This window comes from Hymenobacter sp. CRA2 (assembly GCF_002007105.1).
Lineage (GTDB): Bacteria > Bacteroidota > Bacteroidia > Cytophagales > Hymenobacteraceae > Solirubrum.
The window spans coordinates 291,574-307,680 of record NZ_MVBC01000005.1; the positions used below are offsets into that span (position 1 = coordinate 291,574).

The following is a 16,107-nucleotide window of genomic DNA, read 5'->3' on the forward strand; positions in this document are numbered from 1 at the left end:
TTCTGATGGAGATACCTGCTTTTGCCCGGCGTTTTCGGGCCGTAGCAACGCTGACGGTAATAGCCGTGTACGTGCTCATCTTGGTTGGTGGAATTGTGCGGAGCACCGGTTCCGGAATGGGCTGCCCTGATTGGCCTAAATGCTTTGGGCAATGGGTGCCCCCGACCGACATCAGCCAGCTTCCTCCAAACTACAAGGAAGTATATACCGCTCAGCGGGTGGCCAAAAACCAGCGGCTCGCCACGACGCTCAGCCGACTGGGTTTTGCTGAAGTAGCTGCCAACATCTTCGCGCATCCTACGCAGTACATTGAGACGGATTTCAACCCTACGAAAACGTGGATTGAATACCTGAACCGGCTTACTGGCGTGCTTATCGGAGTGCTCATCTTTGGTACTGTGTTGGCTGCATGGCCGTACCGCCGCTATGACCCAATCATCTTCTGGGGCTCGGTGCTAAGCTTCGTTACCGTAGGAGTGCAGGGCTGGCTTGGCTCATTGGTGGTATCGACCAATCTGCTCCCGGTGATGGTTACCATTCATATGGCTTTGGCGTTGGTGCTCATCGCGCTACTGACCTGGATTCTGGTGCGCGCGGACAAGCCTCAGCAGGAACGCACAACTGCTCAACCTCTGAGTTCTGGGTTAACAATAGGTCTGGTGACCCTGGTGCTCTTAACCTTCGTGCAGATTGTAATTGGGACTCAGGTGCGGGAAAACATCGACATGGTAGCGTTTGGCTTGAACTACCTGCACCGGGAACAATGGATAGGGGAACTGAGCGGGGTGTTTGATTGGCATCGGGTCTTCTCCGCGCTGGTGCTGCTGCTTAACCTCTACGTGGCACTGAAAATGTACCAGGTAGGAGAAAGGAACCTCAGCAAGCTGGCTACAGCTACTATGATGGTAATTGGACTGGAAATAATTACTGGTATCGTGCTGACGTACTTCGCCATGCCAGCAGCAGCTCAGCCCATTCACCTTACGCTGGGGACCTTGCTGTTTGGCGTGCAGTTCCTGTTGCTGGTGTGTTACCGGCAGGCGCTAAAAGCCAGCCGCACAGCCGCGTTTCCGGTAGTTGTTGCGTAACTTTGCGGCCCGATTTGGAGCCGAACGGCCGGCTTGTTTGTTTTTGCTGCTGATGACCAAGGCCAGGGCCTATTTCCAACTTCTTAAGTTCCGCCTGTCGCTCACGGTAGCGTTTTCGGCGGCCATTGGCTACATGCTGGGCCAGCACGAGTTTGCCTGGCATATCCACTGGGCCGGTGCACTGCTGGTAATGCTGGGCGGCTTGCTCGTGACGGGTTCGGCCAATACCATCAACCAGATCTACGAAAAAGATCTGGACCGGCTGATGAAGCGTACGGCCAAGAGGCCGTTGCCACAAGGAGTACTTACGGTCACTGAGGCTTGGGTATTTGTGGTGGTGACGGGGCTGGCGGGGCTATTGCTCCTGGGCCTATACTTCAACCCGTTGACGGCTGCCATTTCGCTGCTGTCACTGATCCTCTACGGCTTCATCTACACCCCGCTGAAGCGCATTTCGCCCATCTGTGTGGCGGTCGGCGCCATTCCCGGGGGCTTGCCTCCAATGATTGGCTGGGTAGCCGCTACGGGTATGCTTACTGTGGAAGCGTGGATTCTGTTTGGCATCCAGTTCATGTGGCAGTTTCCGCACTTCTGGGCCATTGCCTGGGTGCTCGATGAGGACTACCACAAAGCGGGCTTTAAGATGCTGCCCATGGAAGGCGGACGCGACCTGCGCACGGCTTTTCAGATCATGACTTACACCCTGATCCTGATTCCGCTGAGCCTGTTGCCGTTTTACTTCGGCATGACAGATCATATCTACCCCATGGTAGCGGCGGTGTGCGGGGTTCTGTTTCTGATGCAGACCTTTTACTTGATGCGCACGGTCAGCAAAAAGGCCGCTATGCGCATTATGTTCGGCTCATTTCTGTACCTGCCTATTGTGCAGATAGCCTTGGTACTCGACAAACTGTAATCAAATAGCTGAATGAGGGAGTGACTGAGGTTGCATTCAGGTGATGAATGGCTCCACAGTCATGAACAACCAACCGTTCAGCAAGTAACATAAACGACATGCATCCTTCTGAGACGTTGAACAACAAGCAGGTGGCGTTGGGCGTGCACCCGCTACGTTTTCTGCTCTGGCTGATGATCATCAGCATTACCATGATGTTTGCCGCTTTCACCAGCGCTTACATTGTGCGCCGTGGAGAGGGCAACTGGCTGGAATTTGATATGCCTACCGGAATGTTCATCAATTCGGTGGTGATTTTGGCCAGCAGCGCGACCATGCAATGGGCGTGGTTTTCGGCCAAAAAAGATGAAGTCAACCGGGTAAAGACTTTGGTGATAATCACCTTCGTACTCGGCATAGTCTTCCTCTTTGGCCAATATCAAGTGTGGGGTGAACTGGTTCAAAACAAGATTTTCTTCGGCGGTGCCGACAGCAATCCGGCCGGCTCGTTCGTATACGTGCTCACCGGCGTCCACGGCTTCCACTTGGTTACCGGCCTGATCTTCCTGACGATACTACTCCTCAAAGCCTTCCGCTACAAAATCCACTCGCGCCAGATGATGGCCATTACCAATGGCACTATCTACTGGCACTTCCTCGGCGGGCTTTGGTTGTACTTGTATTTGTTCCTACTTTTGAACCACTGATTTCGCCTTTTTTCCGCTCTTTATGGCCAACCCGACCACGACGCTGCAGAACTCGGCGTCCTACGAAGCTCCGCGTAGCGGCACCTGGGACGGCGGTAACGAACCTTTCAAAGCGAGCTACGGCAAGCTGATGATGTGGTTCTTTCTGCTGTCGGATGCTTTCACGTTCGCAGCATTCCTGACCACCTACGGCATGGTGCGTCACCGCCACCTTGCCTACACTGGCACTGCCGAAGCCTTCAAATTCAGCCAAGCCTACTGGCCGATTCCCGAGAAGGTATTTAACTCCTTCCCCGGCCTGCACGGCATGGACATCCCGCTGGCTTTCGTGGCCCTGATGACGATGATTCTCATCGTGTCATCGGTGACGATGGTACTGGCTGTCGAAGCTGGACACCGGATGGATAAGGACGACGTGCAAAAATGGTTGCTCTGGACGCTGCTCTTCGGCGCTATGTTCCTGGGTTGCCAGGCCTGGGAATGGACGCACTTTATCACCGGTTCAGAGCATGGCCTGAAGATGGCCGATGGCTCGACGGTCTTTGGCGCTAACCTGCAAGTGAACGAATACGGCCCGGTGCTCTTCGCCGACCTGTTCTTCTTCATTACCGGTTTCCACGGCACGCACGTATTCTCGGGCCTCTGCCTGCTGACCTACGCCTTCATTGCTACCACCAACGGTACCTTCCATAAGCGCGGCCACTACGAGATGATCGAGAAAATCGGTCTGTACTGGCACTTTGTGGATCTGGTGTGGGTGTTCGTCTTCACGTTCTTCTACCTGATTTAATTGCTAAATGGTCTGATGGCTAAATGGCTGGTCGTTCTGACAGCAGAACAATCAACCATTTAGCCATTTGCCATATAACCATTCAACGAAATGGCTCACCACGCTCCCGAACACGATTACAACGACGGCACCCACGCTGTGCACGGCAAGGCGAACGTAAAACCGATCCTGCGCGCACTCGCCTGGATTGTGGGCATCACCGCCTTCGAATTCCTGCTGGCCTTCACGATGCCTTCCAGCACGCTGCGCAACAGCATCTTCATCATCCTGACCATCTTCAAGGCTTTCTTCATCGTTGCCGAGTTCATGCACTTGCGCCACGAGACCAAAGGCCTGATCTGGTCGATTATGGTTCCGATGGCACTGCTCGTCTGGCTGCTGGTAGCCCTGATTACCGAAGGTAGCGCCGTTGGCGAGGCTATCTTCAGCGCTTACAAGTAAAGGATGAGGCCCCAGCAGGTTCTGATTCTGGGCCTTCTTCTGCTTGTGCCAGTACTGGCCTTTCTGTTCCTGTTCAGCTTCGGGACCAACCATTTCGCGCTGTCTACTTACTATCCCGACCGTGTGGATTCCACGCAGATAGGGGGGAAGTGGCGGCGCGATACGGTTTTTCACCGGGTAGGTAATTTCCGGTTGCAGGCCCAAAACGGGCAATGGATTACCCAGCGCAACCTCGACGGGGATGTGTATGTGGCCAGCTTTTTCTTCGCTACCTGCCCACAAGTATGCCCGCGCCTCAATGCGCAACTGCAGCGGGTGCAGGAAAAGTACCGCAAAGAGCCCAGGGTGAAGCTGGTGTCGCACACCGTCGACCCGCAGCACGACTCGGTGGCGGTGCTGGCTCGCTACGCCGAGCAGTTTGGGGCTATGCCCGATAAGTGGTATTTCCTGACGGGTAACAAGGACAGCATCAATCGGCTGGCCCGGGAGGAGTACCGCGTAACCGCACCCGGCCCGGCCCCTCTGGCCGCCACGCCCGGTTTGGTACACAGCCAGCGCCTGTTGCTTGTCGACCGTGACAAGCACGTGCGCGGTGTGTACGACGGACTCGACCCGAAGGAGGTCGACCGGCTGATGACCGAAATCCGCATTTTGCTTTACACCTATGACCACGAATAACCCCGGCTTAGCAGCCGGCCCCGCTACGCCGCGCGGGTACAAAGTGGTGATGCTGGCCCTGGGCATTATCATTCCGATAGCCGTGGCCGTGCTCTACTATTTCCCCAACGTGTTCCGCGTCGAAGGGGCCGACGTGAGCTTTCTGCCGGCTGTCAATGCAGGGCTGAACTCGCTGACGGCCCTGGTGCTGGTGGCGGGGTATTACTTCATCCGCAACAAGGATGTGGCCAAGCACCGGGCCATGATGGGTACGGCTTTTCTGCTGGGCTCTGTTTTCCTAGTCTCGTACGTGGTGTACCACTCGCAGACGGAAACGACCCGGTTCGGTGGCGAAGGCCTGATTAAAGGCATCTACTACTTCCTGCTGCTGACGCACATTGTACTAGCGGCCGTGACGGTGGGGCTGGTGCTCTTCACGCTGTACTTTGCCCTGACAAACCAATTTGCGAAGCACCGCCGCATTGCACGCTGGACCTTTCCCATCTGGTTGTACGTATCAGTAACGGGCGTTATCGTGTATTTCATGATTTCGCCGTACTACGTACACTAAATTTGTTGGCGGAACTCTGACTTCCTGAAGCTGTTGATAAGAGGTATGAAAAAGGTATTGACCACCCTGCTGCCGTTGCTGTTTGTTCTGGTGCTGCTCGTAGCGCCCCGCCCGAGCAGTGCTCAGTGTACTCTGTGTAAAAGCAACGTAGAGGCTTCGCGCACCGAAACGGACGGCTACGATATTACGGGGCTGAACAAAGGCATTCTGTACATGATGGCCGCGCCGTACGTGATGGGCGGCTTGGTAGGTTTCTTCTGGTACCGCAACGTGCGCCGTAAGCGTCAGCGGGCCGTTTAATATTGGTAAAGGCGGCTCGGCAGTGTCTCTGTTGCTACGCCGGCACTAGCCTACTCTATACGTCGTTAGTGGTGGCCGTTTTATCCGGACGCTATGCCACCAATGCCGTAATCGGAACCATATGTGCTTGAAATGCCGCCTGCTGGCGGCATTTTTGCTTATTACCCGGCGGCGCTACTCTTTGCGCCGCCTTATTCGTTCCTTCACCATCTGTTCGCCCTCGTTCCATCGTGACGAAGCGTTTTCTGCCGCTGTGGCTGTTACTGGCCGCTTTGCTTTGCTTTCTGGGGGCTTTCCTGAGCAATTACTTTACCGCCCCCGGTGTGTTGGTGCGCACCGATGTGGCCCGGCTGCAGCAATTGCTATCAGGAGCCGAGCGCCAGGCCGAGCACGAAGTAGAAACCCTGGCGGTGCAACTGCTGCGGGGACAAGGGAGTTTTGCCACGCTGCGCGACGTCAACTACCCGACGTTTGTGTTTCGGGATGGGCATTTGCTGTATTGGTCGGACCACACGATGCGGCCCGACCTGGACAACGTCGGCCAGCCCTTCCGCGACAAGCTGGTGGACATGCGTTTCGGGAGCTACCTCGCTATCCGGCGCCCCGCCGGGCCGTACGTGATTCTGACCTACATTCCGCTGCGTCGGCAATACGGCATCAGCAACCGCTACCTGCGTGAGGGCAGCGAACGGGCTTTGTTCCGGGGCTCGGATGTGCGCCTGGTGGCCAATGCAGAGCAGAACCTGGAGCTGCCGCAGCTGATTTCGCACGAAGGCCACTACCTGTTTTCGCTGCAAAGCCTGCAGCCCAGCCCCATTACCGGCAAGTACCTGCCACTAGCGTTGGTGGCAGTAGGGCTAGGGCTGTACGTGGCCGCGTGGCTGCTGTTGGCCCAGGGCATTTTTGAGCGTCGGCAGCCCTGGTTCGGCGCTCTGGCGGTGGTACTGCCGCTCATTGTGCTGCGGGCCGTACTGCTGCACTTTAATCTGCCCTTCTCATTTATCGAGCTGCCCTTGTTCGATCCGAAGGTGTACGCCGCCTCATGGGCGTCGCCTTCGCTGGGCGACTTGCTGATCAATGCGGCGTTGCTGTTGGTGGTGGCCTCGTATGCCCTGCTGCTGTTCCGGCGCTACGGCGTAGCCCGCTACGTGCGGCGCATTCCGGACGGGCTGCCGCGGCGCGTGGTGGCAGGCGGCGCGTTTCTGGGCTTTCTGGGTTTGCTGCTGATGCTCTACAACTTTTACCTGAGCTCGGTAAGCAATTCGCAGTTGGTGCTCGATGTCACACAGAGCATTCAGTTTTCGGGCTTCAAGCTCCTGCTATGCCTGGCCGTGGTGCTGCACACCGGCAGCTACCTGATCGGGTTCTGGTTGCTGACGCAGGTATACCTGGCGGCCGTGCCCGCGGAGCCCCGGCCCGTGGCGCTGCTGCTGCTGGGCGTGCCGGCTCTAGTGGTGCTGCCCATTGGGTTTGCTTTTGGCGAAGCCCTGGTGGTGCTATTAGGATTTACGCTGCTGTTTTTTCTGCTGCTGCGCATTGCGGCTTTGCGTCAGCTGGCCGGGGTGCTGCCGTTTCGCATCGTGGTGTTCTTGTTTCTGATGCTGGGGATGAGCGCCGGGGTGGGCTCATTGGCTCTGTATCAACACTTCAAGGAGCAGATGATCCTGAATAAGCAGCGCTTGGCGGGCAACTTGCTGGTGGATAATGACCTGCAGGGCGAGTTTTTGCTGGTCGAGCGCGCCCACGATATTGCTGCCGACCCTATTATCCGGACCAAGCTGGCCGACCCGTTTTCCAACCAGGATGTGGTGCGCCAGAAAGTAGCCAAGTACTACCTGCGCGGCTACTTCGATAAGTACGAAATTCAGGTCGACCTCTTCGATGCCAAGGGCCAGCCCATGGGCGAAGCGGACGGCGCATTGTCGCTAAGCGCGGTACGGGCCCAGCTGCTCCGGCAGGCCCTGCCCACCGATCTGCCCAACCTGTACCTGCTGCACGGCAGCAATTCCTTTGACTCGCGGCGCTACGTGGCCTTTGTGCCCGTGCGCACGGTGGCCAATAACACCGCTACCGTGCTGCTGGAGCTGACGCTGAAAAAACTTACTACCAACAGCGTCGCTCCCGAGCTGCTGGTGGACCAGAAGTACTTTCAGCCGGGGCTGAGCAACGAACTCAGCTACGCGGGCTACGAGAACGGCCGCTTGGTGTACAGCGAAGGCGACTTCGACTACGTGAACGAGCTGCCCGCTGATGTACTGCAAACGGAACGCCTGTACACCTCGGGCCTGGTACTGAACGGGGCCCACCACCTCGCCGTGAAAGGCCCGCAGCAGCGCACGGTAGTAGTTACGACGCCTACCTACGCCGCTGCTGAGTGGCTGGCCAACTTCTCGTTCTGGTTTTTGCTGCACCTGATTGGGGGCGGCATTATCGGGCTGATTTTGCTCATGCTGCGCAGCCCCCGGCTGCGCTGGTTCCGCACCACGTTTTCGGCCAAGATTCAGGTGTTCATGACCGTGGGCATTCTGGCGACGCTACTGGTGGTGAGCCTGGCCACCGCCAGCCTGTTTACCGATACCTACAAGCAGGACATCCGGCGCAGCTACGAGCGGCGCGGTGCTCTGGCTCAGGAAAGCCTGCTGCGCTACCGCACGCTGCTGGCCGATTCGAGCGGCCGCAGCCGCCTCACCGAGCTGGCCGACAACGTATCGACGCTGACCGAAACCGACCTGAACCTGTACGACGCCCAGGGCGAGCTGCTGGTGAGCAGCCAGCCGCTGATTTTCGAGGCCGGACTGATCAGCAACCTGATGAACCCCGAGGCGGTGGTAGCGCTGGCCGAGCGCGGGCAGCCGCGGATTCTGCTGACGGAGCGGGCCGGTTCATTGTCGTTCAACACGTTGTACCTGCCGCTGCGGGCGCAGTCGGCTTCGCTGGGCGGCGGGGCGGTGGTGGGCTACGTGGGCATTCCGTTCTTCGATTCGCAAAAGGATCTGAACACCAAGCTCACCGAGCTGACCACGACCATCCTGAACATCTTCACCGTGATGTTCATCCTGTTTCTGTTCCTCTCCTTCGTGGCCACGCGTGTGCTTACCCAGCCGCTGAAGCTCATCACCGAAAAGCTGCGGCACACCACGCTCACGGGCCAGAATGAGCCGCTGGCCTACGAATCGAACGACGAGGTGGGGCTGCTGGTGCGCGAGTACAACACCATGCTGCACAAGCTGGAAGAAAGCAAGCAGGAGCTGGCCATGCAGGAAAAAGAGGCCGCGTGGCGCGAAATGGCGCGGCAGGTGGCCCACGAAATCAAGAATCCGCTCACGCCCATGAAGCTGAGCCTGCAGTTTCTGCAGCGGGCTTTGGCCGAAAAGCGCGGCAACCTGGAGGAAATGATCGGGCGCATCTCGCAGACGCTCATCACCCAGATCGACGTGCTGACGGACATTGCTACCTCGTTTTCGAACTTCACCAACCTGCCGGCCATGCGGCCCGAGCGCCTGGCCATTGCTTCGGTGCTGCGCCGCTGCGTGGCCCTGCACCAGCACGTGCAGCTGGAAGTGGCGCCCGGCGCCGAGGAGGTAAACGTATTCGCCGACGAGAGCCTGCTGGTGCGTACCTTCAACAATTTGCTGCTGAACGCGCTGCAGGCCATTCCCAAAGACCGACAGCCCGAAGTGCACGCCCGCGTGGAGCTACCCAAGCCCGGGCAGGTGCGCATCAGCATTCAGGACAACGGCAGTGGTATCGACGAGGATGTGCGCGACAAGGTGTTCCGGCCCAACTTTACCACCAAGGAAACCGGCTCGGGTATTGGGCTGGCGGTGGCCAAGCGCGGCATCGAAAGCGCCGGCGGCCAGGTGTGGTTCGAGACAAAAGTGGGGGAGGGTACCACGTTCTTCATCGAGCTGCCGCAGGCGCCGGGGTAGCATGGATAATACCAGCTGTTCCTTTGCCGAATGGCGGAAGCAACGACTATCAAGCCTGGCCGGCGGCGACATGAAGACGGTTGGGGCGCGCAAGTGAACTGATGGGATTTTTCCGGCTGCGCACGACGTTAGCCCGCCAAACGTTATTTCGTCTTGCCGAAGCCTGCCCGGCTCGCTCTATGCCGCAATTCCTACGCCTTGTCATTCGCGCCTTGCTGGTGGTGGCCGTGCTGGCCGGCAGCCGCGTGGGCGTGCGGGCGCAGGTGCGGCCGGGGGCGGTACCCTCGTCGCGGCGCTGCGTGTGGGTACGCGTGCCGCCGGAGCGCGACACCACCGAGTTCAGCCTGGCTGATACGCTGACGGTGGTGCCGTCGTCCGTATCCACCGCCACCCGCAGCGTGGCCTACGACTCTCGCACCGACCGGTACCGCATCATCTGGCCTGCCAGCCGCGTGGCCTCGCCCGAGCCGGGGCAGCCCGATTTGCGCCTGCCCACCAACCGGCCCGATTCAGTGCTGATTTGCTACCGGGTGCTGCCCATGCGGCTGGCGGCGCCGGTGCTGCGGCGGCCGCGGCGGCTGATGGATTCGCTCAGCTTCAACAACCGGCCCTTTGCCGGCTACGGCAACCTCGGCCAAAAGGAGCAGATTCTGGCCACGCCCGGCATCAACAAAACCGGCAGCCTGACGCGCGGCATCTCCTTTGGCAACGCGCAGAACGTATTCGTCAACTCGGCCCTGAACCTGCAGCTGGAGGGCAAGCTCACCGATAAAATCAACCTGACGGCGGCTATCAGCGACCAGAACGTCCCGTTTCAGCCCGAAGGCAACACCCAGCAGCTGCAAGAGTTTGACCGCATCTACGTCACCCTGACGCACCCCAACTGGGCCCTAACGGCCGGCGACGTGGTGCTGCGTAACAAGCCTGATTACTTTCTGCGCTTCTACAAGAACATTCAGGGGGCCGCCGCCGACGTGTTCCTGGGCCAGACGCAGGCCCCCACCGGCGCGCCCGGTGCTTTGCTGCCCAACCCGCTCAATCCCACCAACCCCGGCACCACTGGCCCGCAGCTGCCCGTGACGGCCCCGCAGACGCTGGACCCGCGCTACCCCACGGACCGCACCGCCACGCGCCTGCCCCTGACGTCGGTGCAGGCCAATTCCGTGCTCGGGCCGCTGCGTAGCTCCACCACCGTGGCGGCGGGCGTGGCCAAGGGCAAGTTTGCCAGCACCACCGTCGACCCCATCGAGAACGTGCAGGGGCCGTACCGGCTGCGCGGACCCAACGGCGAGCAGTTCATCATCATCCTGGCTAACTCCGAGCGCGTGTACCTCGACGGCCGGCTGCTGGTACGCGGCTTCGACAACGACTACGTCATCGACTACAACACGGCCGAGCTGACGTTTTCGCCGCGCCACCTCATCACGCGCAACTCCCGCATCCGCGTCGATTACGAGTACTCCGACTTCAACTATGCCCGCTCGCTCTACCACCTGAACCACTACCAGGAGGTGGGCCGCCTGCAGGTGCACGCCAACTACTACCGCGAGGCCGACAACCCCGACAACTCGCCCAACCTCAACCTCAGCGACCAGCAGAAGGCCTACTTGCGCACCATCGGCGACAACGTGAGTCTAGCCGCCACCTCCGGCGTCGATTCCTTGTCGCGCTACGACCGGCGGCAGATACAGTACAACCGCGTACGCTTCACCGACCCCGCCACCGGACAGCAGCGCTGGATTTTTGCTCTGCTGACGGACTCCACCAGCCGTGCGTACACGGTGAGCTTTACCGATGTGGGCGAGGGCAACGGCGACTACGTGCTCAGCAACGACCCCACCAAAAGTAACGCCAACGGCCGCGTGTACGAATTCGTGGCACCCGTGGGGGGCGTCTCGCGCGGCCGCTACCGCCCCGAGCGGCTGCTGCCCACGCCGCTGGAAAAGCAGCTGGTGACGGCCGGCGCCAGCTACCAGGTAGATTCCACAACCACCGTGTTTGTGGACCTGGCCTCCTCGGAGCTCGACGTGAACCGCTTCTCGCCCGAGTCGTCGCGGGGGCGGGCCATGCGCATCGGGTACGCCGTGCAGGATCGGCCGCTAGCCCTGCCCGGGCTGAGGGGCTACCGGCTGCGCTCGGCCATGGACTACGAGTATACCAGCCGCGGCTTCGCGCCCGTCGACCGTTACCGCGACATCGAGTTTGACCGCAACTGGAGCACCGGGGCTACGCAGCAGAGCAACACCACCGGCGGCCGCCTCTCCCGCGAGGACAACATCTTCAACTTCGCCATCGGGGCGGTGAAAGACCCGAACAACAGCGTGAACTACCGCGTGAGCCGGCGCTACCGGGCCGGCGAAGTGAGCGGGGTGCAGCACTGGCTGGACGCGGCACAGAAAGTGGGCAACCTGGAATGGCGCGGCTCGCTGTTCCTGCTCGGAGCCGATGCCGGCCGCCGGCGCAGCACCTGGGCCCGCGGCGAAACGGCCGTGCGCTACGTGGCCGGTGCCATCGTGCCAGGCTACGCCTACCGCTTCGACAAAAACCGCGTGCGCCTGCCCTCGGGTGACTCGCTTTCCTCGGCCAATTACTTTGACGAGCACGCCGTGTTCGTGCAAAGCCAGGACAGCGCCAAAACCAAGTACCGCGTGGCCTATACCTACCGCCGCGACCGGACGCCCACCGCCGATCAGCGCGCCCTGCAGCTGCGCGGTGTAGCCCAAACCTGGCAGGGCCAGCTCACCACTCGTATCGGCCGCTGGCAGGACCTGAACGTGCTGGCCACCTACCGCGACCTGGCCGCCCGCGACAGCGCCCGGCAGCGCACGGTGCTCGGACAGCTGAGCTGGAACGCCTCGCTGCTGCAAGGGCAGATTCGCTCGGAGCTGACGTACAACGTAGCCACCGGCCGCGAGCCGAAGCGCGACTACGTGTTCATCCCGGTACCTACCGGCCAGCAAGGGCAGGGCACGCACTACTACGCCGGCGACCTGAACAACAACGGCCGGCAGGACAAGGACGAGTTTCTGGAAGCGCCCACCTCCGATGCGGTGTATCGCACCCACATCAAGGTGTACCTCTTCACCGATACCTACGTGACGGCCTTTACCAACCGCTTCGGCTACCGGCTCACGCTGAGCGCGCCGCGCAGCTGGCGCGAGGCCAAGAACTGGCGGGCCACGGCGGCGCGGTTTTCGTCCATCAGCACCGTCACGCTGGACCGCCGCACTATCGGCAAGAGCCTGAACGCGCGCCTGAACCCCTTCGCGTACCAGACCAACAGCCCGGAGCTGCTTTCGCTAAACAAGCTGCTGCGCAATACCGTGTACTTCAACCGCTCCAACCCGACCTTCGGCTCGGAGCTGACGGTGCAACAGGCGCAGCAAAAAACGCTGCTGGCCCAAGGCTCCGAGACGCGCAACCTGGCCTCGCAGAGCGTGTTGCTGCGCCGCACGCTGGCGCAGTCCTACACGGCGCGCCTCACCGGCACGCGCAGCATCCGCGAAAACCTGAGCTACCTGCAAGGGCGCAATTTTCGCATCGAAGAGTACGAAGTCACCCCGGAGCTGAGCTATCAGCCCACGGGTATCTGGCGCTTCACTGGTACCTACCACCACACCACCAAGCGCAACGTGCTGGCCCCGACCCCGGACAATCCCACGCCCGACGCCCGCGGCGTGTTCGACGAGCTGAGTTTGGAAACGCGTATCAGCCAAGTAGGCAAGCGTACCCTGAGCGGCGCCACCAGCTTCGTGCGCGTGGGCTTCACCGGCGACGTGGGCTCGGTGGTAGGGCTGGAAATCCTCAACGCTCTGCGTCCCGGCAACAACGTGACCTGGAACCTGAACCTGGAGCAGCGCCTCAGCAACGGCCTCAACATCACCATCAGCTACGACGGCCGTAAGCCCAATGGCCTCAACGCCATTCACACCGGCCGCATGCAAGCGTCGGTGCTGTTCTGATTTGGGGGAGCGAAGTGTGTGCCTACCAGCGCCACGTGCGGGCCACGCGCGGTTTGGCCTGGCTACCGATGCCCTTGGTAAGTTCCCGCTGCTTGAAGGACCACGCGAATGGGTGCCCGCTGCGCAGGGCCCGCAGCGCGAGGTGGGCGCAGGCCACGGCGTCGGATAAGCTGTCGTGGTGATTCAGCGCCAGGCCGAAGCGTTCGGCTAGGTTGTTCAAGCGGTAAGAGCCCAGATCGGGGTGGCTGGCGCGCATCAGCTTCACCGAGCACATGCTGTGAAAGGCCGGCACCGGCAGCTCATAGGCTTTCAGGCTGTGCTCCAGCACGCTCACGTCGAAGGGGGCGTTGTGGGCCACCACCAGCTGCTCCTCCACGAAGGGCCGCAGCAGGGGCCAGAGCTCCGGCAGGGCCGGGGCCGGGCGCAGCTGCTCCAGCGAAATGCGGTGCACGCTGTAGTTCATGGGCGCCACGCGCAGCTCAAACGGCCGGATCAGGTATTGGTGCGTCTCCGCCACCTCACCGCCTTCCACCCGCACCAGCCCAATGGAACAGGCGCTATGCCGCTGCTCAGTGGCCGTTTCGAAGTCGATGGCCGTGAAGTTGAGCGCCTGGATGTCCTGGAGGATCTTTTGCTGCATGGGGCAAGGAAGCGGAAAAGCCGGTAAAGCACAAAGGTAAGCAGGCGCGCAGCGGCATGGTCGTATTTTGGTGCCAGCCTGGTGATATAGTTGAAGTGTAAGTTTTCTATAATTGCACCAGTAATTCATATGTATAAACATCTTTCTCGGTTACCGCTCGCACTTTCAGCGGCGAGCCTACTGGTCTCACTCGTGGCATGTTCGTACTTGCCGGAGGAAATGCCCGGTCCTTCTTTAGCGGCAGTTCCCAGCGGCCAGCGTAGCACGGTCTCCGCGCAGGCCTGGTACGAGCAAACGTACGGCGGCCGCCCAGGCGCTTTGAGCCTGGCCTGGCCCGAAGCCCGGCCAGGCAATGGAGTGCTGCTGGTGCCACTGCGCGAAGCCGAAAACATCTTTGCTAAAAGCGCCGCGCAGGGGTACCGCTACCTGGCCATTTCCAGTGACGAAGCGGGCAACTTCCGCGCGATACTCGTCGAGCTGCTGCTGGCTGACAAAAGCGTAGGCCCGGAAGTAGCCCTGGGGCTGGCCGAGCAGGCCTGTAGCAACTACCACGCACAAACTTCCGAACGATTAGGCGAAGTGACTGGCCGCGTGCTGTACTACTCCACCGAGTACCAATACCTGGCCGGCTACACCTACCACAAGGGCCAGCTGATCCATCCCGCGCGTTTGCTTCTCGTATCCCGAGCGGCCTCGCCGGACACTGCTGGCGGCACCAGCCAGCGGGTGCAGTGCATACCTGTCATCACAGACTGGTATGACCCTAATACTTGGGAGTATATTACTACCACCGACGATTTATCCTGCGTAGATGACGGTGCTGGCGGTGGAAGTGGCGGCGAAGGCGGGCCTACTTACCCGGACCCTGGCCAGCCTACCAACCCGCCGTACGGTGGAGGAGCTGGTTCGGGAACTACAGGCACTACGAGTGTGCCTATGATTATTTCCGGGCCCAAAGTTCGGCCTGAAGATGAACTAAAATGTTTTGATGTTAACCAGCCTGCAACATTGACTATCTATGTTCAGCAATCAAATCCTAACACAGATCAGCTAATGGGTCCTTCCCAAGTGGGTCATACCTTTATAGGTATAGAGCAAAATGGAATAAGTCGTTATATGGGCTATTACCCCAATACTGGTAAAAGCCAATCTCAAATTATGGTTGGGTTAGGAATGAACTATCCTGGAGAAATTAGGGCATTGCTACACAGCAGAGCAAGTAGTACCTTAGGCGCATGCAATGTACCCGATGCGGCAGTGAGTCAAAGCGTAAAAACGGGCTAATGCGGGGCAAGCAGCGGTATCGGTGTCTGGCCTGCGGCTACAACTACACGGGCGGGGCTGGCATGGCCCACCCGGACGAGAAGCGGCAGTTGGCGCTGAAACTGTACTTGGAAGGCATGGGACTGCGCGCCATCGGCCGGGTGCTGGACGTGTCGAATGTGACGGTCATGCGCTGGGTGCGCACGTAGGGCCAGCGTGCTGAGCAGCAAGCCGCTGCGGCGCCCGCCCAGGCCGTGCGCATCGCGGAGGTGGACGAACTGCACAGCTACGTGGGGCAGAAAAAACCGCCTGCTGGGTCTGGCTCGCGGTAGACCGGGAGCGGAAGCAAGTGCTGGATGCGGTGGTCGGCGCCCGCGACGAGCAGACCGGCGCCCGGCTGTTCGCCTCGTTAGCGCGGCATTCCTTTCAGCTCGTGTGCACCGACTTTTACCGCCCCTACCGCGCCCTGGTACCCATCCACTTGCATTACCGCAGCAAGGCCGAAACGACCTCTGTGGAAAGCTGCAACAGCTTGCTGCGCCACTACTTGGCCCGCTTCCGCCGACGCACCAAATGTTACAGCAAGTGCAAACGCATGTTGTTGCAAGCTGTCTTGCTACTACGCGCTAAGAAAAACGGAACTATTGCTATGCTCTTGTAGCAATGCCAAAAAAACTGCTCGATATTTGGCTGTTTTCGCAGTGGCAATATTGCTATAGCAGATTCACAGACAATGTAGCTGCTGGCGCTCCGCGTACGTAAGCGGCTGTATGCAAGCATACTCGATGGATTTGCGTCAGCGCGTGGCGCAGGCGCTGGCCGAGCCGGGCGCCCGGCAGGCCCAAGTGGCCGCGCGCTTTTGCG

The 16,107-nt window shown here is 60.1% G+C and carries 13 protein-coding genes and 1 pseudogene; 13 read left to right on the forward strand and 1 reads right to left on the reverse strand.

Annotation, left to right across the window (positions count from 1 at the left end; translation table 11 throughout):
• Nucleotides 1-5 precede the first annotated feature (5 nt).
• From B0919_RS10740 to B0919_RS10785, 10 genes are all read left to right on the forward strand, one after another.
• Nucleotides 6-1,088 (forward strand): COX15/CtaA family protein, encoded by a 1,083-nt coding sequence (locus B0919_RS10740; RefSeq protein ID WP_078012250.1) that lies wholly within the window; start codon nt 6-8, stop codon nt 1,086-1,088.
• A 52-nt stretch (nt 1,089-1,140) separates the two neighbouring features.
• Nucleotides 1,141-2,004, forward strand: a complete 864-nt coding sequence (gene cyoE / locus B0919_RS10745; protein ID WP_078012251.1) for a heme o synthase — start codon at nt 1,141-1,143, stop codon at nt 2,002-2,004.
• A gap of 116 nt (nt 2,005-2,120) precedes the next feature.
• A complete protein-coding gene (locus B0919_RS10750) occupies nt 2,121-2,690 on the forward strand; it encodes a heme-copper oxidase subunit III (RefSeq protein ID WP_317043892.1) in 570 nt (189 codons plus the stop codon).
• Nucleotides 2,691-2,712: 22 nt separating this feature from the next.
• The gene (locus B0919_RS10755; RefSeq protein WP_078012253.1) at nt 2,713-3,480 is read left to right on the forward strand and encodes a cytochrome c oxidase subunit 3; all 768 of its coding nucleotides are present in this window, start codon (nt 2,713-2,715) and stop codon (nt 3,478-3,480) included.
• 90 nt (nt 3,481-3,570) lie between these two features.
• Nucleotides 3,571-3,921: a cytochrome C oxidase subunit IV family protein gene (locus B0919_RS10760; RefSeq protein ID WP_078012254.1), complete on the forward strand. Its 351-nt coding sequence runs from the start codon at nt 3,571-3,573 to the stop codon at nt 3,919-3,921.
• Between the two features lie 45 nt (nt 3,922-3,966).
• Nucleotides 3,967-4,599, forward strand: coding sequence for an SCO family protein (locus B0919_RS10765; protein ID WP_176132994.1), 633 nt, complete (start codon nt 3,967-3,969; stop codon nt 4,597-4,599).
• Nucleotides 4,586-5,149: a DUF420 domain-containing protein gene (locus tag B0919_RS10770; protein WP_078012256.1), complete on the forward strand. Its 564-nt coding sequence runs from the start codon at nt 4,586-4,588 to the stop codon at nt 5,147-5,149. Before B0919_RS10765 ends, B0919_RS10770 begins: the two co-directional genes overlap by 14 nt.
• Before the next feature lie 45 nt (nt 5,150-5,194).
• Nucleotides 5,195-5,449: a hypothetical protein gene (locus B0919_RS10775; protein WP_078012257.1), complete on the forward strand. Its 255-nt coding sequence runs from the start codon at nt 5,195-5,197 to the stop codon at nt 5,447-5,449.
• Nucleotides 5,450-5,679: 230 nt separating this feature from the next.
• Nucleotides 5,680-9,378, forward strand: coding sequence for a sensor histidine kinase (locus B0919_RS10780; RefSeq protein ID WP_078012258.1), 3,699 nt, complete (start codon nt 5,680-5,682; stop codon nt 9,376-9,378).
• 179 nt (nt 9,379-9,557) lie between these two features.
• Nucleotides 9,558-13,340, forward strand: a complete 3,783-nt coding sequence (locus B0919_RS10785) for a hypothetical protein (protein ID WP_078012259.1) — start codon at nt 9,558-9,560, stop codon at nt 13,338-13,340.
• A gap of 22 nt (nt 13,341-13,362) precedes the next feature.
• On the opposite strand, the gene B0919_RS10790 is transcribed toward B0919_RS10785, so the two are convergent.
• Nucleotides 13,363-13,980, reverse strand: a complete 618-nt coding sequence (locus B0919_RS10790; protein ID WP_176132995.1) for a 3'-5' exonuclease — start codon at nt 13,978-13,980, stop codon at nt 13,363-13,365.
• Between the two features lie 318 nt (nt 13,981-14,298).
• On the opposite strand from B0919_RS10790, the gene B0919_RS24720 reads away from it, so the two are divergent.
• The 3 genes and pseudogenes from B0919_RS24720 to B0919_RS26060 all read left to right on the forward strand — a co-directional run.
• Nucleotides 14,299-15,264 carry a hypothetical protein gene (locus B0919_RS24720; protein WP_176132996.1) on the forward strand — a complete coding sequence of 322 codons (966 nt, stop codon included), beginning with the start codon at nt 14,299-14,301 and terminating at the stop codon, nt 15,262-15,264.
• Between the two features lie 62 nt (nt 15,265-15,326).
• The gene (locus tag B0919_RS25220) at nt 15,327-15,452 is read left to right on the forward strand and encodes a helix-turn-helix domain-containing protein (protein ID WP_176132997.1); all 126 of its coding nucleotides are present in this window, start codon (nt 15,327-15,329) and stop codon (nt 15,450-15,452) included.
• Nucleotides 15,453-15,547: 95 nt separating this feature from the next.
• Nucleotides 15,548-15,904 (forward strand): annotated as a pseudogene (locus B0919_RS26060) (IS1 family transposase); the annotation flags it as partial.
• Nucleotides 15,905-16,107 lie beyond the last annotated feature (203 nt).